General features: G+C 64.0%; 25 protein-coding genes. 6 read left to right on the forward strand and 19 right to left on the reverse strand.

All coding sequences use genetic code 11. The annotated features are described in order from the left end of the window. Position 1: 1 nt before the first annotated feature. The 17 genes from fliF to CK226_RS18825 form a co-directional block, all read right to left on the reverse strand. A complete protein-coding gene (gene fliF, locus CK226_RS18745; RefSeq protein WP_095772662.1) occupies positions 2 to 1651 on the reverse strand; it encodes a flagellar basal-body MS-ring/collar protein FliF in 1650 nt (549 codons plus the stop codon). Between the two features lie 131 nt (positions 1652 to 1782). Continuing rightward, positions 1783 to 2853, reverse strand: a complete 1071-nt coding sequence (locus CK226_RS18750; protein WP_095772663.1) for a flagellin — start codon at positions 2851 to 2853, stop codon at positions 1783 to 1785. A gap of 276 nt (positions 2854 to 3129) precedes the next feature. Next, positions 3130 to 4116, reverse strand: a complete 987-nt coding sequence (locus CK226_RS18755) for a flagellin (protein ID WP_032931520.1) — start codon at positions 4114 to 4116, stop codon at positions 3130 to 3132. A 244-nt stretch (positions 4117 to 4360) separates the two neighbouring features. Continuing rightward, positions 4361 to 5092: a flagellar type III secretion system pore protein FliP gene (gene fliP, locus CK226_RS18760; protein ID WP_019860957.1), complete on the reverse strand. Its 732-nt coding sequence runs from the start codon at positions 5090 to 5092 to the stop codon at positions 4361 to 4363. Beyond that, entirely contained in the window at positions 5089 to 5583 is a 495-nt protein-coding gene (locus tag CK226_RS18765) for a flagellar basal body-associated FliL family protein (protein ID WP_095792694.1), read from the reverse strand. Before CK226_RS18765 ends, fliP begins: the two co-directional genes overlap by 4 nt. Positions 5584 to 5603: 20 nt before the next feature. Beyond that, positions 5604 to 6311 carry a flagellar basal body L-ring protein FlgH gene (gene flgH / locus CK226_RS18770; RefSeq protein ID WP_095786944.1) on the reverse strand — a complete coding sequence of 236 codons (708 nt, stop codon included), beginning with the start codon at positions 6309 to 6311 and terminating at the stop codon, positions 5604 to 5606. Further along, entirely contained in the window at positions 6308 to 6895 is a 588-nt protein-coding gene (locus CK226_RS18775; RefSeq protein ID WP_179296415.1) for a MotE family protein, read from the reverse strand. Before CK226_RS18775 ends, flgH begins: the two co-directional genes overlap by 4 nt. A gap of 3 nt (positions 6896 to 6898) precedes the next feature. After that, positions 6899 to 7987, reverse strand: coding sequence for a flagellar basal body P-ring protein FlgI (locus CK226_RS18780; protein ID WP_245318115.1), 1089 nt, complete (start codon positions 7985 to 7987; stop codon positions 6899 to 6901). A gap of 149 nt (positions 7988 to 8136) precedes the next feature. Continuing rightward, positions 8137 to 8673, reverse strand: coding sequence for a flagellar basal body P-ring formation chaperone FlgA (flgA, locus tag CK226_RS18785; protein ID WP_179295800.1), 537 nt, complete (start codon positions 8671 to 8673; stop codon positions 8137 to 8139). A gap of 6 nt (positions 8674 to 8679) precedes the next feature. Next, entirely contained in the window at positions 8680 to 9468 is a 789-nt protein-coding gene (flgG, locus tag CK226_RS18790) for a flagellar basal-body rod protein FlgG (protein WP_019860950.1), read from the reverse strand. A gap of 10 nt (positions 9469 to 9478) precedes the next feature. After that, the gene (locus tag CK226_RS18795; RefSeq protein WP_019860949.1) at positions 9479 to 9802 is read right to left on the reverse strand and encodes a flagellar hook-basal body complex protein FliE; all 324 of its coding nucleotides are present in this window, start codon (positions 9800 to 9802) and stop codon (positions 9479 to 9481) included. Further along, positions 9799 to 10215, reverse strand: coding sequence for a flagellar basal body rod protein FlgC (gene flgC, locus CK226_RS18800; protein ID WP_095772668.1), 417 nt, complete (start codon positions 10213 to 10215; stop codon positions 9799 to 9801). Before flgC ends, CK226_RS18795 begins: the two co-directional genes overlap by 4 nt. 1 nt (position 10216) lies before the next feature. Beyond that, a complete protein-coding gene (gene flgB / locus CK226_RS18805) occupies positions 10217 to 10597 on the reverse strand; it encodes a flagellar basal body rod protein FlgB (protein WP_019860948.1) in 381 nt (126 codons plus the stop codon). Positions 10598 to 10662: 65 nt separating this feature from the next. Next, positions 10663 to 11487 carry a hypothetical protein gene (locus CK226_RS18810; protein ID WP_095792695.1) on the reverse strand — a complete coding sequence of 275 codons (825 nt, stop codon included), beginning with the start codon at positions 11485 to 11487 and terminating at the stop codon, positions 10663 to 10665. Beyond that, complete coding sequence (gene fliI, locus CK226_RS18815; RefSeq protein ID WP_095772670.1) at positions 11468 to 12868, reverse strand: flagellar protein export ATPase FliI; 1401 nt, start codon at positions 12866 to 12868, stop codon at positions 11468 to 11470. The genes CK226_RS18810 and fliI overlap by 20 nt, the downstream gene beginning before the upstream one ends. A 1-nt stretch (position 12869) precedes the next feature. After that, entirely contained in the window at positions 12870 to 13595 is a 726-nt protein-coding gene (flgF, locus tag CK226_RS18820; protein ID WP_019860945.1) for a flagellar basal-body rod protein FlgF, read from the reverse strand. A gap of 2 nt (positions 13596 to 13597) precedes the next feature. After that, positions 13598 to 14719: a DUF1217 domain-containing protein gene (locus tag CK226_RS18825; RefSeq protein WP_095772744.1), complete on the reverse strand. Its 1122-nt coding sequence runs from the start codon at positions 14717 to 14719 to the stop codon at positions 13598 to 13600. Between the two features lie 162 nt (positions 14720 to 14881). Here CK226_RS18825 and motA point away from each other — a divergent pair, with 162 nt between their 5' ends. Genes motA through CK226_RS18855 form a run of 6 tightly spaced genes read left to right on the forward strand, consistent with a single transcriptional unit; the run spans position 14882 to position 19715 of the window. Next, a complete protein-coding gene (gene motA / locus CK226_RS18830; protein WP_095772671.1) occupies positions 14882 to 15757 on the forward strand; it encodes a flagellar motor stator protein MotA in 876 nt (291 codons plus the stop codon). A gap of 32 nt (positions 15758 to 15789) precedes the next feature. Beyond that, the gene (locus CK226_RS18835; protein WP_095787124.1) at positions 15790 to 16737 is read left to right on the forward strand and encodes a FliM/FliN family flagellar motor switch protein; all 948 of its coding nucleotides are present in this window, start codon (positions 15790 to 15792) and stop codon (positions 16735 to 16737) included. 17 nt (positions 16738 to 16754) lie between these two features. After that, a complete protein-coding gene (gene fliN, locus CK226_RS18840; RefSeq protein ID WP_019860938.1) occupies positions 16755 to 17141 on the forward strand; it encodes a flagellar motor switch protein FliN in 387 nt (128 codons plus the stop codon). 46 nt (positions 17142 to 17187) lie between these two features. Continuing rightward, on the forward strand, positions 17188 to 18198 hold the full coding sequence (locus CK226_RS18845; RefSeq protein WP_095772672.1) for a flagellar motor switch protein FliG: 1011 nt from the start codon (positions 17188 to 17190) through the stop codon (positions 18196 to 18198). A 3-nt stretch (positions 18199 to 18201) separates the two neighbouring features. After that, positions 18202 to 19284, forward strand: a complete 1083-nt coding sequence (gene flhB / locus CK226_RS18850; protein WP_095792696.1) for a flagellar biosynthesis protein FlhB — start codon at positions 18202 to 18204, stop codon at positions 19282 to 19284. Beyond that, positions 19281 to 19715, forward strand: a complete 435-nt coding sequence (locus CK226_RS18855) for a hypothetical protein (protein WP_095772673.1) — start codon at positions 19281 to 19283, stop codon at positions 19713 to 19715. Before flhB ends, CK226_RS18855 begins: the two co-directional genes overlap by 4 nt. Before the next feature lie 159 nt (positions 19716 to 19874). On the opposite strand, the gene CK226_RS18860 is transcribed toward CK226_RS18855, so the two are convergent. After that, positions 19875 to 20645 (reverse strand): helix-turn-helix transcriptional regulator, encoded by a 771-nt coding sequence (locus CK226_RS18860; RefSeq protein ID WP_095792697.1) that lies wholly within the window; start codon positions 20643 to 20645, stop codon positions 19875 to 19877. Next, a complete protein-coding gene (locus CK226_RS18865; RefSeq protein WP_095772675.1) occupies positions 20642 to 21352 on the reverse strand; it encodes a helix-turn-helix transcriptional regulator in 711 nt (236 codons plus the stop codon). The genes CK226_RS18860 and CK226_RS18865 overlap by 4 nt, the downstream gene beginning before the upstream one ends. Positions 21353 to 21395 lie beyond the last annotated feature (43 nt).

Consider the following 21395-nt stretch of genomic DNA (forward strand, 5'->3'; position numbering starts at 1 on the left):
TTTACGCCGCGACTTCCTGGGCCGCCCATTTGCGCAGGATCTGCGCTGTGCGCTCCTCGTTGAGGTCTACCATGCGGGCAAGCCGCTCCTGTGGCGCCGGCCTGATCTTCTGGCGAAGATCATCGAGCGGATTGGTGCCCGGCCGCGAGCCGGGCAAGGCGCCGATGGCGGCACCCGCATCGACGGAAGCAGCCGCCTCGGGTGTCGGCAGCGACCGCTGGACTTCATCGAAATTCGGGCCTGGCAAAGCGGGCATCGCTTTTGCCGTCAGTGCGGCCGCCATCGGCCGCAAGCCGAAGAAGGCCACCAGGAACACCACGACGATGAAAGCGCCGGCGTTGATCAGCGTGCCGGCGTGCTGGCCGATGGAATCCAGCATTCCAGCCTGCGGGATCGCTTCGCCGTCGAGCCCGTCGATGAATTCGACCGCCGAGACGTCGATGACGTCGCCACGCTTGTCGTCGAGGCCGGTGGCCGACGTCACCATCTTCTGGATCTCGGCGACGCGCTTGGCGATCTGCTCCGGGGTAGCGTCCTTGCCCAGGATCGCCTTCAGCCGATCCTGGTTGACGACGACGGCGATCGACATCTTGGTGACGGTGTAGCCGTTGGAGACGGTGGCGATCTTCTTGGAGTTGATCTCGTAATTGGTGATCTCTTCCTTGCGGTCGTTCGCCGAGGTCGTTTGCGGACCCTCGGTGCTGGTCGCCTGGGTCTCCGGCAGGTTCTGCTCGACGCTGGCCGGGGTCGAGGCCTGCTTCTGGTTGCTGTTCTCATTGGCGCGCACCGACTGCACCGAGCGCTCGACGCGCGAGTTCGGATCGAAAATGGTTTCTTCCGTCTGGCGGGTGTCGGTGTTGACCTCGGCCTTGACGCTGGCGCGGAAATTGTCAGGGCCGAGGTATGGCGCCAGCGCGCGGCGGATGTTGTCGCCGATCTGCGCCTCGACCGTCTGCTCGACGCCGAGCGTGCGGGCCGCACTGGTGTTGGAGGGATCGTCGCCGGCGGCCAGCAGGTTGCCGTTGGAATCGAGCACCGTCACCTTGTCGGCCGACAGGCCAGGCACGGCGGCGGCGACCAGGTGGCGGATCGACTGGGCGCTCTTCTCTGCGTCGATGCCGGCATAGCGGATGACCACCGATGCCGAGGGCTGCTGTTCGTCGCGGCGGAAATTGGCGCGCTCGGACATGACGATGTGGACGCGAGCCGCCTTGATGCCCGATATGGACTGGATGGTGCGGGCAATCTCGCCTTCCAGCGCCCGCACACGGGTGATCTGCTGCATGAACGAGGTCAGGCCCATCGCCCCGACATTGTCGAACAGCTCGTAGCCGGCATTGGCGCTGGTCGGCAGACCCTTTTCGGCAAGCAGCATGCGCGCCTGTGCCGTGGTGCCGGCCGGCACCAGAACCGAGGTTCCGTCGGCGCCGACATCGAAGCCGATGCCCGCCTCGCCCAGCACCAGGCCGATCTGGTTCACGTCGGAGCGGTCGAGCCCGACATAGAGCGTGTCGTAGGCCGGGCGGTTGAGGTAGACCGAGGCGATGCCGATGACGCCCATCACCAGAACGGCGATGCCCGCCAGCATGGCGAGGCGCTTCACACCAAAACCGCGGAGATTCGAGATGATGCTCTGGATCTGTTCCGGCACGATAGAGCGACTCCCAGCATGATTGTCCGCCGGAACACTAGCCCTCGAAGCTTGTGCGAAAATGAAATCGGGCCGCGCTTGCGGCGCGGCCCGTGAATTGGAGGGAGGGGTATCTGTCGGCTACAGCCGGATTAGCCGTTCTTGAACAGCGACAGGATCGACTGCGAGGAGCTGTTGGCGATCGACAGCGACTGGATGCCGAGCTGCTGCTGGACCTGCAATGCCTGCAGGCGGGTCGATTCCTTGTTCATGTCGGCATCGACGAGCTGACCGACGCCGCGGTCGATGGAGTCCATCAGGCTCTGCGTGAAGGTCTTCTGCAGGTCGATGGAGCTCTTGGCGGCGCCGAGGATGGTGGCCTGGTCGGTCAGCTGGCTCATGACCTTGTCGATCTTGCCGATCATCTGGGTGATGATGTCGTCGGTCACTCCCGCCGCCGTGATGTCGAGATTGAAGGCGGAAACATTGTCAATCCTGGGGACCACCGCGCCCGCGGCCGTCTGGCCAGCGGTGTTGGCGGCGATGTCCGTGCCACCGCCAGCGATCGTAGCCGCATAGGCTGTGTCGTACAGGTTCTGGGCGGCCGCTGTCGCGTATACGGACGTCTGGCGGTCGAGCGTGCCCTGGTTCTTGACGGCGGTGGCAAGACCGTTGTCGAACAGTTTCGTGCTCTCGACATCGATGTCGATCGTTCCGAGCGAGATGGCGCCGGAGGAGGAGCGGTTGAAGGACGCGACGATCTTGGCGTCGGCCTGAACGCCGTCATTGGGGGCAGCGACCTGCGTTGACGTCACCGAAAGGTAGTTCGAGCCCGAGAAGGTGGCGGCATCGGCAAAGGACTTCATCTGCGCCTGAAGCGTGGTGATTTCCGTCTGTGTCTTTGCCTTTGCGGCAGCTGTCTGGCCAATGGTGGAGAGCAGCTTGGTCTTGAGCTGGCCGATCGACGTCAGAACATTGTTCATGCCGGTATAGGCGGTGTCGACTTTCGAGGCGCCGAGGCCGAGCGCGTCCTGCACCGTCGACAAGGCTGCGTTGTCGGAGCGCATCGTCGTGGCGATCGACCAGTAGGCGGCGTTGTCGGAGGCCTCGGAGACCCTGTAGCCCGTCGAGATTCGCGACTGTGTCTGCTCAAGCGATTTGTTGGTGGCGTTGAGGCTTTGAAGTGCGGTCAACGCCGCGGCGTTTGTCATGATGCTCGCCAAGAAACTCGCTCCTTTTTCCCAGGCCGGTCTTTCTCAAAAACCGGCATTGCCCTCGCGAGCCGCTGGCCCGCCCGTCGATTGCCGTCGCCCCGACCGGGCCGATTCGCCAATCCGTTGTAAGCTTTGGTTAACCATGACTAGCGCGTTATGGTTAACGGCCTGTTAAAGGCTCGCTTTCGAGGGTTAAGAAACGAGGGTTGCGCGGGGCTGGAGCAAACGCAAAACGGGCCGCGCTTTTGGCGCGGCCCGTTTTCTTGGTTGGTCGGTGTAGAGCGATCAGCCGCGGAAGAGCGACAGGATCGACTGCGACGAGCCGTTGGCGATCGACAGCGCCTGGACGCCGAGCTGCTGCTGGACCTGCAGCGCCTGGAGGCGGGTCGATTCCTTGTTCATGTCGGCATCGACCAGCTGGCCAACGCCGCGGTCGATGGAGTCCATCAGGCTCTGCGTGAAGGTCTTCTGCAGGTCGATGGAGCTCTTGGCGGCGCCGAGCTTGGTGGCGGCGGTCGTCATGTCCTTGAGCGCGGCGTCGACGACGGTCATCATCTGCGAGATCTGAGCGTCGCTGGCGGCCGTGGTGCCCGAGAAGATTTTCAGCGAGGCGACCGAATAGGTATCGCCGGCAGCGGGAGCGGCACCAAGGGTCGGGTTCTGTGCCGTGGTGGTTGCAGCGCCAGTGGTGCCGAGGCGGGCCGTATCCAGAAGGCCCTTGGCGGTCGGCGCGGCGCCGGAGTCATAGAGCTTGATGCTTTCCACGTTGACATCGATCGTCGAGAGCGAAACCGCGCCGGTCGAGCTGCGGTTGAAGGCCGAGACGATCTTGACGTCGGCGGCCGTGCCCGTGGCGGTGGACACCGACAGCATGTTGGTGCCGGAGAAGGTGGCGGAGTCGGCGTAACCCTTCAGCTGCTGCTGCAGAGCGGCGATTTCGACCTGGGTCTTTTCCTTCGCGGCATCGGTCTGACCGTAGGACGCGGTCAGCTTCTGCTGGATCGCATTGATGGTGGTGATCGCGCTGTTCATGCCGGTGTAGGCGGTGTCGACCTTCGAGGCGCCGAGGCCGAGCGAGTCCGAAACGGTGGACATGGCCTGGTTGTCGGAACGCATCGTGGTGGCGATCGACCAATAGGCGGCGTTGTCCGAAGCCTGGGAGACGCGGTAGCCCGTCGAGATGCGGGCCTGGGTGGTGGAGAGGTTGTTCTGGGTGGCGTTAAGGCTCTGCAGGGCCGTCAATGCGGCGCTGTTGGTCATGATACTGGCCATGGCTACTCGTACCTTGTTTTTACAGGTGTTTTTTTGACATACCGGCTTTTCCGGTATGACGGAGCGGCATCATGCCAATGATCGTCGAGAGATCACCCGCCATCTGCGAGCGACTATGGCGGCGAGTTCCTACCAAAGGGCTAAATCGGACGGTTAATCGAAAATAATTCGAGAAAAAATCGACGATGTCCGGCGCACTGCCCGGTCCTGTCGGGCAGACGCGGCCTCGGGCCGGAGAGCAGGGTCAGGTGAAGGAGCGCACCAGGCTGCCGACGAGCAGGTTCCAGCCGTCGATCAGGACAAAGAACAGGATCTTGAACGGCAGCGAGACAACGGTGGGCGGCAGCATCATCATGCCCATCGCCATGGTGATGGTGGCGACGATCAGGTCGATGACCAGGAAGGGCAGCACGATCAGGAAGCCGATCTCGAAGCCGCGGCGGATCTCGGAGATCATGAAGGCGGGCACCAGGATGCGCAGGTCGACCGTCTCCTTGGCGACGACCTGGCCGCGCTCGCGCGCGAGGTCGGCGAAAAGGTCGAAATCCTTGTCGCGCACATTGTGCAGCATGAAGGTGCGGAACGGATCCGAGATCTTCTCGAAGGCCTCGGTCTGGCTGATCTGGTTGTCCATCAGCGGCTTGACGCCGGTGTTCCAGGCCTGATCGAACGTCGGCGCCATGACGTAGAAGGTCATGAACAGCGACAGCGAAATGAGGATGAGGTTCGCCGGCGTCGACTGCAGGCCGATGCCGGCGCGCAGGATCGAGAAGGCGATGACGAAACGGGTGAAGCTCGTCACCATGATCAGCAGCCCGGGCGCCACCGACAGCACGGTCAGCAGGCCGAACATCTGGATGATGTAGCCGACGGTGGTACCGTCGGCCTTTCCGATGCCGCCCAGGTCCAGCTGCTGCGCCGCCGCGACGGAGGTGGCGGCGCCGATCAGCGCCGCGGCGAGAAGGAACTTCTTCATTCGAGCAGCAATGTCCTGATGAGAACCTGTTTGGCGTGCCCCTGGCTGCGGATCGAGGCGCGTTCCTCGATATCGGCTTTCAGGTGCTGGTAACCGCTGGCGCCCTCGACCTGATGCATCTTCAGCGTACGCACGAAGGCCAGAAGGTCCTGATGGATGTCCTCCGTCATCGCCGGCGGCTGCGGCGCGTCGTAGACCACGGATGCTTCCATCCGGATCCAGGTGTCGGCGGGTGAGGCGATATTCGTGGTGATCGGCGGCAGCGCGACAAGCGTCGGCCCCGTGCCAGGCTGTTGCGCAGCAGAGGGTTCGGCAACCTTGCCCGCATTTTCAGGAGCAGCCGGCACCGATGGCGGTGCGCCGGCGCCCTTGAGATAACCTCCGGACATCCAGCCCATGCCGATGGCGGCGACCGTCACCACCAGCAGCATGGCGCCCTGAACCACAAGGGATGGACCCTTGCGAGGCTGGAGTTGTTCGACATTGGCCACGGCGCTCTGTTCTCCAATCCCTAGAACGGAAGAACCTGGTCGAGGATCTGCTGGCCGTAGGCCGGCTGCTGGATCTCGGTGATGCGGCCGCGCCCGCCATAGGAAATGCGCGCCTCGGCGATCCGTTCGTAGGGGATCGTGTTCTCGGCGCCGATATCGGCCGGCCGCACGATGCCGGCGATGGTCAGCACCCTCAGTTCGGCGTTGACGCGCACTTCCTGCGACCCCGTGATCATCAGATTGCCGTTCGGCAAGACATCGGTGACGATCGCCGCGACATTGAGTTCAAGCGTTTCCGATCGTTTGATCTCGCCATCGGCCGTCGTGTCCGTTGCGGAGTTGAGCGTGCCGGCGCCCTTGCCGGCGGTGCTCCACTTGTCCCATTGCGCGCTGAGGTCGAAGCCGAGCTTGCGGTTGGCGGTGCGGCTCCTGTCGTTCTGGTTCTTGAAATTGGCGCGGTCGTTGACCTTGATCGTGACGGTCAGGATGTCGCCCTGCGAGAGCGCCCGGGGATCGGTGAAGAGGCGGCTCTGGCGATCGTCCCACAGCGAGAACTTTTTCACCGGTGCCCGAGGCGGCTCGGGGTATCTGTACAGGGAAGACGTGTTGCCGCCGTCAATGCCCGAGCCGACCGGCGACAGCGACGGTTCCTTGCCGACTTCCCTGAGGTTGGTGCCGCAGCCGGACAGGGCTGCCACCGCGCACAGGATGAGCGTTCTGCGGATCATGACGGATCTACCCTTCGGGCTGCGCTGGCCATGATGCCGGTGAGAGTCGCCGCCGCCTTCTGGTCCATTTCGTTGAGAATGACGCCGGCCTTGCGTGAATCGAGCTTCATCAGGATGGCCGCGGCCAGGTCGGCGTTGACGATCGCCAGGCGTTCGGCCGCCGCATCGGGCTTCATGCCGGCATAGATCTTGACGACGCCGTCCTCGGCCCGGGCCAGGAACACTTCACGCCGCTTCAGCCAGGTCTCGTATTCGGCCTTCTTCGCGTCCAGCGCTTTCATGCGCTCGTCGATGCCGGCCTGCAGCTGCTTCAGTTCCTCGGCCTGCAAGGCGTAGCGGCGGTCGCGGGCGGCGTCGGCGATGTTGGAGCAGAAGCGCTCGATCTCGCTCTGGTCGGGCGCCTTCTCCCGCGCCAATTGCTGCGGCGCCACCGCGGGCTGCGCTCCGGGCAGAACCTGGCGAACGACATCCTCGCCATGTGCGCCGCCACTGGCAACGGCCATGGCCGCGAGAGCCGCGGCCGCGAACAGGATTGCGCGGCAGGAGCGTCTTTCGTGGGATAGAAGGGAGGGGATCATCGGCATCGCCTATTGGAGGACCAGATCGGCTTGCAGGGCGCCGGCCGACTTGATGCCTTGCAGGATGGCAATGATACCGTCCGGCTTGACGCCGAGGCGGTTGAGGCCGGAAACGAGGGTTTGCAGGTCGGGTCCGTCGAGCACCGCGACGCGGGCATCGGGCCGGCTGGCGTCGATGGCGGTGAACGGCTCGACAGCGGTTTCGCCCTTGGAGAAAGGTTCCGGCTGCACGATGCGCGGCGCTTCGGTGATGCGCACCGTGAGCGTGCCGTGGCTGATGGCGACGCGCGAGATCTTGACGTCGTTGCCGATTACGATGGTGCCGGTGCGCTCGTCGATGACGACGCGGGCCGGCGTATCGGATTCGACCACCAGGTTTTCGATCTCGGCATAGAAGCGCGCGGCCGAAACGCCCTTTGGCCTTCTGATCTGCACGGTGCGAGAATCGCGCTCACCCGCGACGCGCATGCCGAAGCGCTGGCTGGTATAGTCGTTGATCGCGTCGGCGATGCGGATGGCGGTCGAGAAATCGGGATTGCGCAATTGCAGCGTCAGCGTCGACTGGTCGTCGAACTCGGCCTTCACCGAACGCTCGACGATGGCGCCGTTCGGCACCCGGCCGGCGGTCGGCACGCCTTGCGTCAATTGTTCGGCCTGGCCCTTGGCGGTGAAGCCGGAAACGATGACCGCGCCCTGACCGACAGCATAGATCTCGCCGTCCGCCGCCTTCAGCGGCGTCATGATCAGCGTGCCGCCGGCAAGCGAGGTGGCGTCGCCCATAGAGGAGACGTCGATGTCGATGCGGGCGCCCGATTGCACATAGGGGGGCATGTTGGCGGTGACGATGACGGCGGCGACGTTCTTGGCGCGCGCGCGGCCGCCTTCGGTGGCGATGCCGAGATTTTCGAGCATGGCGCGGATCGACTGCTCGGTGAACGGCGAATTGCGCAGACTGTCACCCGAGCCGGCGAGGCCGATGACCAGGCCGTAGCCGACCAGCTGGTTGTCGCGCGAACTCTGCAGCTGGGCGATGTCCTTGATGCGCGAGGCGACCTGGCCAGGCGGCAGCGAGCTCGGTCCGGGCGAAACGCGGAACATGCGGGTGGTGGTCGCCGGATCATATTCCGGATCGTCGTAGACGCCGCCGTTCTTGGCGGCGAGTTCGCGCTTGGCCTTGGGTGTCAGGCCGTCGGCCAGCGCTGGCTGCAGGCCCAGCGTGGCAGCAAGCAGAAGGGCAAGCGGGCGCATCATGAAGCGCTGACCTGGATGGTTCCGTCGGCCATCACCGTGCCGGAGAGGATCTTGCCGCTATCGCTGTTGCGAACCTTGATGAGGTCGCCAGCTGAACCTGGCTGCAAGGTTACCGCGGTGGCCGATATCGTCAGTCCGCCGGCGATGAAGAAGACCTGCACGGCTGCACCCTGTTCGACCAGCCAGGCCTCGCGGATGGCGGCGGCCGGGATGTAGCGACCGGGCAGCAGCGTGCGCTTGGCGATCTTGCCCTGAAGCTCTTCGGCGCGGGTCGCCATCGCATCGGGCTTGTGTTTGCCCGCGATGAGGGTCACCTGTTTCAGGGCGGCGAGTTCGATGGTCTCGCCGGGGTAGATGACGCGACTGGGGATCAGCACGACTTCGCCGGCAGGCTGATTGCCGGCGATCTGCGTTGCCGACTGATTTGTCGATTGATTTGCCGATTCCTGGGCGAAAGCCGGCAAGCCACCGACTACCAGCGCAAGGATCAGCGCGGTGCGGCGGAATGCGGAGCAGGAGATCGGCATGGCCATCATCCCTTACCTGATGTTCTTGGAGACGACCGAGGCCATGTCGTCGGCGGCCTGGATCACCTTGGAATTCATCTCATAGGCGCGCTGCGCCGAGATCAGCTCGGTGATTTCCTTGACCGGGTCGACGTTGGAGGCCTCGAGATAGCCCTGCTGGATGGTGGCGAAGCCGGGATCGCCGGGCACGCCGGCATTGGCCGGGCCGGAGGCGGTCGTTTCCTGGAACAGATTGTCGCCGAGCGGCGCGAGGCCCGCCTCGTTGGCGAAGTTGACGATCTGGAGCTGGCCGAGATTCTGCAGGTCGGTCTGGCCGTCGATGCGGGCAAACACCTGACCGGTCTTATTGACGATCACCTCGACCGCGTCGGTCGGCACGGTGATCGCCGGAATGACATTGGCGCCATCCACCGTCACCAGCTGGCCGGTGGCGTTGGTGTTGAAGGCGCCGGCGCGGGTGTAGAGCGTGCCGCCATCGGCGCCCTCGATCTGGAACCAGCCCCTGCCGGTCAGCGCCATGTCGAAACTGTTGCCGGTGCTGGTCAGTTCGCCCTGGGTGTGCACGTTGCGCACGGCCGTCGTCTTGACGCCGAGACCGATCGAAACGCCTTCCGGCACCAGCGAGGCGTTGGATCGGTTGGGTACGCCTTGCGTGCGGTCAACCTGGTAGAGCAGGTCGGAGAATTCGGCGCGCGCCCGCTTGTAGCCGGTGGTGTTGATGTTGGCGATGTTGTTGGCGATGACTTCCAGATTTGTCTGCTGGGCATTCATGCCGGTGGCGGCGATGGAAAGTGCTTTCATGACCTATTCCTCAGATACCCATGCGACTGACTTCGAGGTAGGCCGAAACGACCTTGTCGCGGATGGCGACGGCGGTCTGAAGCGCCTGCTGCGCGCTCATCACGGCATCGACGACCTGGCGTGTGTCGGCATCGCCCTTGAGCGCCTGGAGCGACACCTGTTCGGCATTCTGCAGCGTGTTGACGGTCTTGGAGGCTGCCTGGCTCACCGCTTCGGCAAAGGAGGTGCCAAGGTTGCCTGATGTCGCCGGCGCGACACCGCCCTGAAGCAGGTCGGTCGCCGTATCGCCCAGCCCGGGCTTCAGGTTGAGCGCGCCGATGCCGTTCACGATCATTGGTTCCTCATCAGGTCGATGGTCATTGAAATGAGGTCGCGCGCCTGCTTCACGACTTGCAGGTTGGCCTCGTAGGAGCGGTTGGCCTCGGTCATGTCGGCCATTTCGATCAGCGCGTTGACATTGGGCATCTTGACGTAGCCCTTCTCGTCGGCGGCCTCGTTGCCAGGCTGGAATTCGACGGGGAAGACACTTGGATCGCGGTCGATCGAGTTCACTTCAACCGTTGAGGCGCCGGACGCCCGGTCAAGCTCGGAGACGAAGCTGATGGTCTTGCGGCGATAGGGGTCAGCGCCGGGCGTCGTGCCGGTCGACTGGGCATTGGCGAGGTTTTCAGAGACCACGCGCAGGCGCTCGGACTGGGCGCCGAGGCCGGATGCTGCGACTTTCAGGGCTGCGGTCAGTGCGTCCATGTCAGCTCTTCACCGCCATCATCATCATCGAGTGGAAAGCCTTGACGATAGCCGTGTTGAGCTCGAAGGAACGGCGCACCTCGCCAGCCTTGAGAAGCTGGTCCTCAAGCACGACGGTGTTCTTGGACGGCATGACCACGCCGTCATCTTCCTGCGGCTTGATGGTGAAGCCGGCATTGGTCGCCGCGCTGCCGAGATGGCCGGCCTCGGTGGTCTGCAACGACACAGCCGTGCGGTCGAGCACCTTCTCGAAGGGCTCGACATCGTTTGCCGTGTAGCCCGGCGTGTTGGCGTTGGCGATGTTGCCGGCGATCGCCGACTGGCGCACGGAAAGCCACTGCGCTTGCTTGGCGGCGAGATCGAAAAGGGAAACGGGCTCCATGGGAATCTCCGGGCATGTGCCCAAAGACTAGGCCGCCAGTCTTGCGCGGACCTTGCGGGCAGCCGCTACCTGGAAAGCTGGATCAGCTGGTTGGTGCTGGTCAGCATGACCCATTTGCCGTTGCGCTGCTCGATCGACGACACGGTGCTAGAGTCCGGCAGTATCGAGCCGCGCTGGACGATCCACAGGCCGGTGTCGTCCTCGATCATGGCACGGCCGTTGGCGACATGGACCATGCGGAATTTCGCGACATCGGCCGGGAAGGGCTGGTCGCCGGGCGGCTGCGCCGGGGTGGCGTCATCCTGCACCGTCCCGGTGGCGAGCAGGTCGATGCTGGTGTTGGGAAGGTCCTTGGCCGTCAGCGGCGCGCTGCGCGAGGTCACCACGCCGCCACCCTCGCGTCCCGAATTGGTGCCGGTGCCGCCAAACTTGATCGCCTGAACGCCGAACTGCTCCTGGTTGAAGAAGATATACCAGGGAAACAGGGCGCAGATCAGGCCGAGCGTGACGCCGAGCGCGGCGATGACGAAGTCGCTGCGCCGGTCCGCCTTCTTGCTTAATTTTGGAAATTGCGCCTTTGGCGGTTGCGGCCATTCGGTGACGGGAAACAGGCCATCGATCAGCGATTCGCGGCTTGCCTGCGTGATCTCGGCGGCCTCGACGCGGGGAACCACGGGCGCGGCAGCCCGAGCGACAGGTTCGGATCGGGGCAGGACCGGCTTGACGGCTCTGGCCAGAACAGCCGCGGTCTTGGCTGCGATGGCGCTGGCGGCCTTTGCCTTGGCCCTCCTCTCCTCCTCGGCTTGAGCCTCCTCGGCGGCGTTCGCCGCGGCGATCATCTCATTCAGGATGCGCTCGGTGTATTGGCGTTCAGTCTCCTGATTCGGCATTCAGCTTTCCCTTGAGATGGCGGGCGAGATCGGAGAACGGATCGGCTGACGGGCGGTCCCTGGGCGATTGCGTCAGCGCCTCGTAGATCAGCGGCACCTGGCGCACGGCGATGTCGAGCTCGGCGTCGGCGCCACCCTGATAGGCGCCGAGCAGGCGGATGTCGCGCGTGTCCTCGAAGCGTGCGATCATCGACTTCAGCCGCGTCACCAAAGCGCGCTGTTCGACGCTCCAGGCCTTGCCGGCCAGGCGCGATATGGATGACAGGGGATTGACCGGCGGATAGCGACCCTGTTCGGCGATCGCGCGGTCGAGCACGACATGGCCGTCGAGGATGCCGCGCACGGAATCGGCGACCGGATCATTGTGGTCGTCGCCGTCGACCAGCACGGAAATGATGGCGGTAATCGACCCCTTGCCTTCGGCCCCCGGTCCGGCGCGCTCGAGCAATTTGGGAAGTTCGGTGAATACCGAGGCGGGATAACCGCGGGCGACCGGCGGCTCGCCGGTTCCCGTCGCCACCTCACGCAAGGCATGGGCGAAGCGGGTGATCGAATCCAGCACCAACAGCACGCGGTGGCCCTGGTCGCGAAAGTGCTCGGCGACCCTCATGGCGGTGTCGGGCGCGCGCCGGCGCATCATGGCGCTCTCGTCGCTGGTGGCGACGACGGCCACGGTCTTGGCCATGCTGTCGCCGATTGTGTCCTCGAGGAATTCGCGGACCTCGCGGCCGCGTTCGCCGATCAGCGCAACGACGACGGTGTCGAACGCGTCGGCGCCGGCGAGCATGGCGAGCAGCGTCGACTTGCCGACGCCCGAACCCGCAAAGACGCCCATGCGCTGACCGAAGCACAGCGGCGTGAAGATGTCGATGACCTTGACGCCGGTCATGAAGGCGGTACCGACGCGCTGCCGCGCCATGGCGCCTGGCGTCGTGGCGCCGCCCGACAGGTCTTCGCCCCTGATCAGCGGCGCACCGCCATCGATCGCCCGGGTGAGCGCGTCGATGGTGCGGCCGCGCCATGAATCATGCGGCGCCACCGCGAGTGGACCCCTGCGGAACACCGCATCGCCGATACCGGCATCGGCGCTGCGTTCGAAGGGGGCGACGACGACTTCGTCGCGGCTGATCTTGACGATCTCGCCGCGGCGCGCGCCGGACTGGCCGCGCTGCTCGACGATGTCGCCCAGCCTGGCGAAATCGGAAAGGCCGCGCACCTTGTAGTGCGTGGACGTGACTTCGGTGACGAGACCGCCACGCTTGACCAGCCCGTCGGTGTTGCTGAAACGCCGAATTACCCGTTCCAGTGCGGCGAGCCGATCTTCGGGCGCCGGTGGGAGCTGCCTTTCGGGTGCACGGATGGAGGACCGGTCGAGCGACATGCTACGACTTCGAGCCGAGCGTCTTGATCGCCTCGTCGGTGGAAGAATCCGTTTGACGCATCAGCGCGGCGGTGTTCTCGAAGGCGCGCTGGACCATGATCAGGCGGGTCATCTCCAGCACCGGATTGACGTTGGATTCTTCGACGAAACCCTGCGCGATACCGACATCGGAGCGGTCGGTGACCGGCTCGGGGGTGCGCGCCGGCACGATGCCGGAATTGCCGTAGCGCACGAAATTCTCGCCCGGGTCGAAATTGTAAAGGCCGATCGAGCCGACAAGCTGGTCGTTCTGGCGCAGCGAGCCGTCGGCGCCGGCCTTGGGCGGACCGTTTCGGGGGTCGAGCTGGATCGGCGCGCCGCCGGCGTCGAGCACCGGATGGCCTTCGATCGACATGAGTTCGCCATTCTCGTTCATCGAGAAGCGGCCGTCGCGCGTCATGACGGTGCCGGCCGGTGTGTCGATGGCGAACCAGGCGTCACCCTGGATGGCGAAATCGAACGGATTGCCGGTCTCGGTCAGCGAACCGTGGGCGCCCGAAAGATAGGTCTTGCCCGACGAGGCGAAGGACACCGATTTCTGCCCGGTGCCCGACACCATGTCCTCGAATTTCACGCCGGTGGCGCGAAAGCCGACAGTGTTGGCGTTGGCGACATTGTCGGCGATGGTGTCGAGCCGGCGTTCGAGCGCCATCTGCGCGGATAGGGCGACGTAGAGACTGTCCTGCATGATCAGAACTTCAACTTCTGCATGGCCATCATCAGGTCGGTGGAGATGCCCGCCGTGACCGGCTGGGCAAAGAGCACGCTGACTGACGTCACGGCCGTCGAGGTCGGATTGTTGATCTCGTACATGCTGGTGAAGCGGGTCAGGAACTTGCCGAGTTTCACGGGGTCGGTGAAATCCGAGATGTCGAGCTTCTGTTCGAAGAGCTGCGCCTGCTTGTCGATGTCGGCGGTGGCGAAGGAATCGGGGAGCCCGAGCGCGGTGCGCACGACACTGGCAAGGGCCGTATCGGCCAGCACGTCGTACCAGCTGGTGATGTCGGGCGCCTTGCGCTGGAAGTAAAGCGCCAGCCGCACGCCCTCATTGGTCTTGCCGGCATCCTCCTCCAGCGTCTGGCGCATATACTTGTCGACAGTCGGCTGCTGCGCCGGATTGATGGTGGTTGCGGCTTCGCCGTACTGCTCGAAGTTGAAGGCCGAGGCCAATGCCGCGTAGGCCGGGTTCGTCTGCTTGTTGGCGACGCTGTTGGGGTCGCGCACGCCACCCTGCAGAACCTGTTTGATGAGGTCCTTATTCTCCGTCGCCGAATCGAGACCGAACGCGGCCAGCGCGTAGGTGTAGAGCCGGCTGTTCGACATCAGGTCGTCGACCGATTTCACCTTGGTGATGTTGGCGAGGTAGTAGGTCGTCTCGCCCTTCACATAGTCCGAATTCGGATCAAGGCCGGCGATCGTCGCCTGCGTGGCGTAATTCTTCGTCACCAGCTGCTGCGCCTTGTTGTAGATGGTGGCGTTGGCGCCATTGGCGGCGAAGTTGAAGGCGCTGACGAACTGGGCGTAGCGCTTGTCGGTCAACTTGTTGGCGAAACTGTTAGGGTCGGTGACGCCTTCCTTGAGCGCCTTGACCATGAAGGCCTTGGCGTAGTCCATGTCCTCCAGCCCGTAGGCCTTCATGGCATATTTGAACAGCCGGTCATTTTTGACGAAATCGTCGATCGATTTCACCTTGGTTATGTTGGCCAGGTAATATTTGGTATCGCGATCGACAGTCGGCTGCTGCTCGATGCGGTCGATCGACTTGTTGATGTCCCTGGTGATCAACTGGTAGCTGGTAAAGGTATTGAGCAACGTCATGCCTCCGGCCGAAGCTTAGTGTCGCGACAGTAACCTCACTTCCTTGCGCGAAACTGAATCGCCCAACATTCGGTTCCGTGGCGGCCCGGATTCAAGCCTCACACAAGGCACGGGGACTATCCCTTGGATCTGTCGTGAAATGCGGAAGGACCTGTCGTGGGCATTCTGATTGGACTTGTGGTGACGCTCGGCTGCGTCCTTGGCGGCTTCATGGCCATGGGCGGGCATCTGCACGTGCTGGTCCAGCCATGGGAAGCCGTGGTCATCTGTGGCGCAGCACTGGGCACTTTCCTGGTCGCCAACCCGATGAAGACGGTCAAGGATACCGGCAGGGGTATTATCGAGGCCTTCAAGCAGGCGGTGCCGAAGGAACAGGATTACCTGGAAACGCTCGGCGTGCTGCACAGCCTGATGCGCGAATTGCGCTCGAAGTCGCGCAGCGAGGTCGAGGCGCATATCGACAATCCGGAAGAATCAGCCATCTTCCAGGCCTTTCCGACGGTGCTCAAGAATCACGATCTGATGAATTTCATCTGCGACTACTGCCGCATCATCATCATCGGCAATGCCCGCTCGCACGAGATCGAGGCGCTGATGGACGAGGAGATCCAGACCATCAAGTCCGACAAGATGAAGGCCTATCACGCGATGGTCGCGGTCGGCGACGGCCTGCCGGCGCTGGGCATCGTCGCCGCCGTGCTTGGCGTGGTCAAGGCGATGGGCGCACTCGACCAGTCGCCGGAAATCCTCGGCGGCCTGATCGGCGCGGCGCTTGTCGGCACCTTCCTCGGCATCTTCCTGTCCTACGCCGTGGTCGGGCCTGTCGCCACCAAGATCAAGACGGTGCGCGAGAAGAAGAACCGCCTCTACATCATCGTCAAGCAGACGCTGCTCGCCTACATGAACGGCGCGCTGCCGCAGGTGGCGATCGAATTCGGCCGCAAGACCATTTCGTCCTATGAGCGGCCGACCATCGACGCCGTCGAGCAGAGCACGATGAACACCGGCAGCGCCGAGAAGAAGGCCGCTTGAGCGATGCACGACAGATCGGTGCCGACACGGTCATGACCAGCCCAGGCAGCCCTGCGCAAGCGCGCTCGCTGATCATCGAGCGCCTGGTCGGCGACAGCGGCGAGGCCGATCAGGTCATCGATGCCGGCCGCGCCATGGCCGAACGCGCCGTGCCGCTGCTGCAGAAGGGCCTTTCGGGCGAACTCGGCGTTCCCGTCATCGTCGACCTCAAGGCCGTCGAGGTCAGCCGCGTCCCCGAGGCGCGTTCGCGCGCCGGCGACAATTTCGCCATGACAGTCGTTGGTTCGCCTGCATCCTCGGATGCGATGACGCTCGTCATCGACGCTGCCGCGATCGCGATCATGGTCTCGACGCTGTTTGGCGGCGATCCGGATATGCCGGCGTCGCCGATCGAGCGCGACCTGTCGCCGATCGAGGCTGATGTCTCGACCATGGTGTTCCAGGAGGTGGCGCAGGCGCTGAACGGATCCGGGCGGCGCTCGCTCGACCTACGGCTGCCCGTGCCGCGGGCGATGTCGGGTACCGAGGCGAAACGGCATGTGCTGCGCGACGGTGCCGCCATCCGCATCGTCCTTGGCATCTCGACGCCGGTCGACAGCGGCTCCATCACGGTGACGATGCCGCAGCGTGTCGTCCTTGCCGGCCGCGACGGCACCACCGGCATCGGCGAGGACGATCATGGCACCAGTTGGCGCGCACGCTTTTCGGAAGAGGTGATGCGCTCGACGGTGGCGCTCGAAGCCACCATGCCGCTGACGCGGCTGACGCTTGGCGACCTTGCCAATCTCCAAGTGGGCCAGGTCATCGACTTCGACGAAACGGCGCAGTCACGGGCTCGCCTCAGCGCGCGCGGCCAGACGCTGTTCGTATGCGAGTTCGGCAAACTGGGGCAGAATTACACCGTCCGAATCAAGCATCCCTTCGATGCCGGGCAGGATTTCATCGATGGGCTCATGCCGGCTGGTGCCGGGCGCGCCTGAGCTTTTGGAGACGATTCATGGCCAAGACCAAAGTGGAAGCAGAACTCGACCAGCCGGACGAGCAGCTCGACCGCGCCATCGAAGAATTGCGTGGGGTCCTGCATGAAGAGGAGCAACGCCCAGATGCGGCTTTCAGGGCCGCCGCAGGCGCCAATTCGAACGTCATCATGAACATCCCCGTCGATGTCCAGATCATCCTGGGAAGCACCGAGATGGCGGTGGCCGACCTGATGGCGCTGCAGAAGGGCTCCACGGTTGCACTCAACCGCCGCATTGGCGAGCCGGTCGACGTCGTGGTCAATGGCCGCAAGATCGCCCGCGGCGAGATCACGGTGCTCGAAAGCGATCCCTCGCGCTTCGGCATCAGGCTGACCGAAATCATCGCCGGCACGAAGGGCGCCTAGACATGGCTGGTGGGGCTTGCCGGTTGCAGCGGAGGCGAGAGGCAGCATGACGCCGCTGACGACCCTGACGCGCGCGCAGAAGGCGGCCGCCATATTGGTGGCGATGGGCAAGCCGTCCGCCAGCCGCCTGTTGAAATTCTTCAAGCAGGAAGAGCTGAAGGCGCTGATCGACGGCGCCCGGCTGCTCAGGACCATTCCGCAGAGCGATCTCGAGCGCATCGTCGCCGAGTTCGAGGCCGAGTTCACCGAGGGTGCCGGCCTGCTCGATTCCGCCGACAGGATGGATACCATCCTCAACGAATCGCTGTCGCCTGAAGAAATGAACGCCATCATGGGCAACAAGAAGCCGGAGGCGGCACCCGAAGGGCCGCCACCGATCTGGCCCGATCTCGAAAAACTCGAACCTTCGCGGCTGGGCACCTTCCTCGCCGGCGAACATCCGCAGACGGCGGCCATGGTGCTGTCGAAGCTTGCGCCGCAGGCGGCGGCGAGCGTGCTTTTGACGCTGACGAAGGAGATGCGTGGCGAAATCATCAAGCGCATGGTGACGATGGCCAATGTTCCGGCCGCGGCCACCAGGATCGTCGAGAACCGGTTGCGCACCAGCGTGCTTTCGGAAACCTCGACCAAGGACACTTCGGCCGGGCAGGCGCGCGTCGCCAGCGTGCTCAACGAGCTGGACAAGCCGCTGCTCGAGGAGGTCATGCAGGACCTGGAAGCCGCCGGCACGCCCGACCTCGACGGTGTGCGGGCTAGGCTTTTTGCCTTCGACGACCTGCCGCTGCTCACCCAGAAGGCACGCGTCCTTCTGTTCGACGGACTGTCGACCGAGCTTGTCACGCTGGCGCTGCGCGGCACATCGGCGGCACTCGCCGAAGCGGTGCTCTCGGCAATCGGCGCGCGGTCGCGGCGCATGATCGAAGCCGAACTTGGACAGGGGTCGGAGGGGGTTCCGGCCGCCGACATACTGGCGGCGCGCAAGACCATCGTGACGACGACGATCCGGCTGTCGCGCGAGGGCGCATTCGAACTTCCCGCGACGCAGAACGCCGCCTAAGGCATGTCCGACGCCGCCGACAAGGACTCAAAAACCGAAGAGGCGACGGAAAAGAAAGTCCGCGACACCATCGAACAGGGCAAGCTGCCCCATTCCAGGGAAACCGCGATCCTCGCCTCCTTCGTCGCCATACTGGTGTTCACCGTCTTCTATGCCAAGGACGCCGTCATCAACCTCGGCATGTTCCTGTCGATGTTCCTCGAGAAGCCCGAGGCCTGGCCGATGAACACCGAGACCGATGTCATCGATCTCTACAAGATCGTCATGCTGGAAGTTGGCCGCGCGGTCGTCAGCCTGCTGGTGCTTTTGACCGTCGCCGGCATCGGCGCCTCGGTGCTCCAGAACATGCCGCAATTCGTCGGCGAGCGGATCAGGCCGCAGCTGTCGCGCATTTCGATCACCAAGGGCTGGAACCGGATGTTCGGTGCCCAGGGCTGGGTCGAGTTCCTGAAATCCCTGGCAAAGGTCGGCTTCGCCATTGCCGTGCTCACCTTCACGCTGTCGGAGGATCATCGCAAGCTGCTTGCCGGCATGATCACCAATCCGGTTGCTTTCGGCCTCGTCATCCGCGGCATCGCGGTCGACATATTGGTGGCGATCGTCTTCGTCATGGGGCTGATCGCGGCGATCGACATCGTCTGGTCTCGCTTCCATTGGAAGCAGGACCTGCGCATGACCAAGCAGGAGGTGAAGGACGAGTTCAAGCAGTCCGAAGGCGACCCGATCGTCAAGTCGCGGCTGCGCTCGCTGGCACGCGACCGCGCGCGCAAGCGGATGATGACGGCGGTGCCGCGCGCGACGCTGATCATCGCCAACCCGACCCACTTCTCGATCGCGTTGAAATATGTGCGCGACGAGGATTCGGCGCCGCTCGTGGTGGCCAAGGGGCAGGATCTGGTGGCGTTGAAAATCCGCGAGATCGCGAAGGAGCACAACATTCCGATCTTCGAGGACGTGACGCTCGCCCGCTCCATGTACAAGCAAGTTTCGGTCGATAATGTGATCCCGTCGCAATTCTACCAGGCCGTCGCCGAACTGGTGCGGATCGTGTACTCGAAAAAGGCTGAGCGCAGACAGACTTCATGAACCGCCAACCACACGCAAAATCCCGCGAGATCATCGTCGCCAGCGCCATCGAGCAGGTGGTCGGCGAACTGAGATTGATCGATGTCGCCGACTACATCGCCTTCATCCGGCTGGAGCATTTCGCCTGCCTTTCGGATCTGGTCGATTCAGCGGTGGAGCTGTTCTTCATGCCGGGCACGCTCAAACTCGGTCATGGCGGCGAGGCGCATGTCGACTGGAGCGGCAGTCCGCGCATCGTGCTCGACCTGGAGCTCAGGCCACCCGGTGTGACCGTCTATTTCCAGCTGACGCTGAGCGAGGCCGGCAATTCGGTCGTGGTCAATTATGTGTCGTTCGAAAAGCCCGGCGAGGACCCCGAGCACAATACGGCGCTGCTGGAGGCGGTGATCGAACAGGCCCGGATCCGCAAGGTCGAGCCTATGGCGTTCTGAGGTCCGTTGATATTCAGGTGAGGCCGGCCTGCAAATGGCTGACACCTGCGCTTCCGGTGCTCACGTACGAAAAGTGCGCTCCGCTCCGGTTCTCGGTATCAACCATTTTCGACTCGGCCTGACCTGAATCTCAACAAACCTAAGCGGCTCATCGTTTGGTTACTCGATCAGGCCCAACCGCAGCGCCTTGGCGACCGCCTGGTTGCGGTTGACGGCGTTGAGCTTCTGCGTCGACTGGGTCAGGTACTGGTTGGCGGTATGCACCGACAGCTTCAGGAGCCGCGCGATCTCCTCGCTGGTGTTGCCGTTGGCGGTCAGCTTCAGGCATTCGAGTTCGCGCTTGGAGATGGCTCGCATCCTGCCGGCATCGCTCGGACGGATGCGCGCGACAGCGGCGAACAGGGAAAAGCAGCGGGCGTGGATTTCGTAGAGCATATCCTGCGGCAGCGCGATCTCCGATCCCAGGAAGACGACAAGGCCACACTGACCGCGATCGGCGTGGACGGGAAAGGCAATGCCGCTGGTGCCGGGCGCCAGGGGGGATATCTGCGCGGTCCAGGCAAGCTTGCCGAACATTTCGGCCATGGCCTCGACGCCGTCATCCGTCCACCAGCGTGGCTCCGTCGAGTTGTGGGTGTGGCGCACGATCTCCTCGCCATTGGCGCCCGAGATGAACTTCGTCGCCAGGGCAATGCCGGGATAGTCGGAATCGAAGCACGGCACCAGCCGCGCCCGTTCCGGGGACGGGCTGACGAAGTATAGGCCGAAGGCCGAGGCGTTGATGTCGACCGATACCCAGCGACAGCGGCGCACGGCATCGGGAATGGTGACGGCGTGATGTGTCTCGGAACTGAGCGAGAAGGCGCCGAAGGGGCTGCGCTGCTCGTTGAAAAGGGCCTCCGCGGCGTCCTTGATGTCGGCGTGTTTCAAATGATGCCGCTCCTGATCGCCGTGGCGATGGCCATCGCGCGGTTGCTGGCCGCGAATTTCTGGATGGCGTGGGTGATGTAGCTGTTGACGGTGTTGGAGGAGACGCCAAGGATGACCGCCACCTCATCGGTGGTCTTGCCTTCCGAGACCCAGAACAGGCATTCGCGTTCGCGATCGGACAGCGGATCCTGCATGGCGGCGGCGGCGATCAGCTGCGGGATATGCGAGAGAGCGTAGCAGCATTTCAACTGCGCCTTCATCAGCGCCGGCTGGTCGATATGGCCTGCTGTCGCCGCCGAGAACAGGGCGAACAGACGCTGGCGGCCGACATTCAGCCGCAGCGAATAGATCTCGGCATGGCCGAGCACGTCGAGCAGGCGGGCCTCTTCGCCGGAGACCAGCCCGTCGGCATCGGGCGCCTGCGCGGCCACCAGTGGTCTAGGCCGGATGCCGGGCGCGACCGTGAGGGCCCCTTGGGCAAGGCTGGCGATCAGCCGCTTGCCGATCAGTTCGATGGCGTCGAAGATCCAGTTCGAGGAGACAATGCGCGCGTCATTGCGGTCCTGGTCGTGGACGATGGCGACCAGCATGTAGCTGTCGGCGCCGATCTCGGCGGTCAGCTCCATGAAGAAGCTGGTCAGATCGCCGCGCGACGTCAGGCGCGAGCCCAATGTGTCGGATTGAAGAAGCGCGGCGGAACTGCTCATTTGCTGCTTTTGGCCGGAATCGTTTCTGCCGTCCGGATGCTGG

The organism is Mesorhizobium sp. WSM4311, assembly GCF_002295115.1.
Classification (GTDB): Bacteria; Pseudomonadota; Alphaproteobacteria; order Rhizobiales; family Rhizobiaceae; genus Mesorhizobium.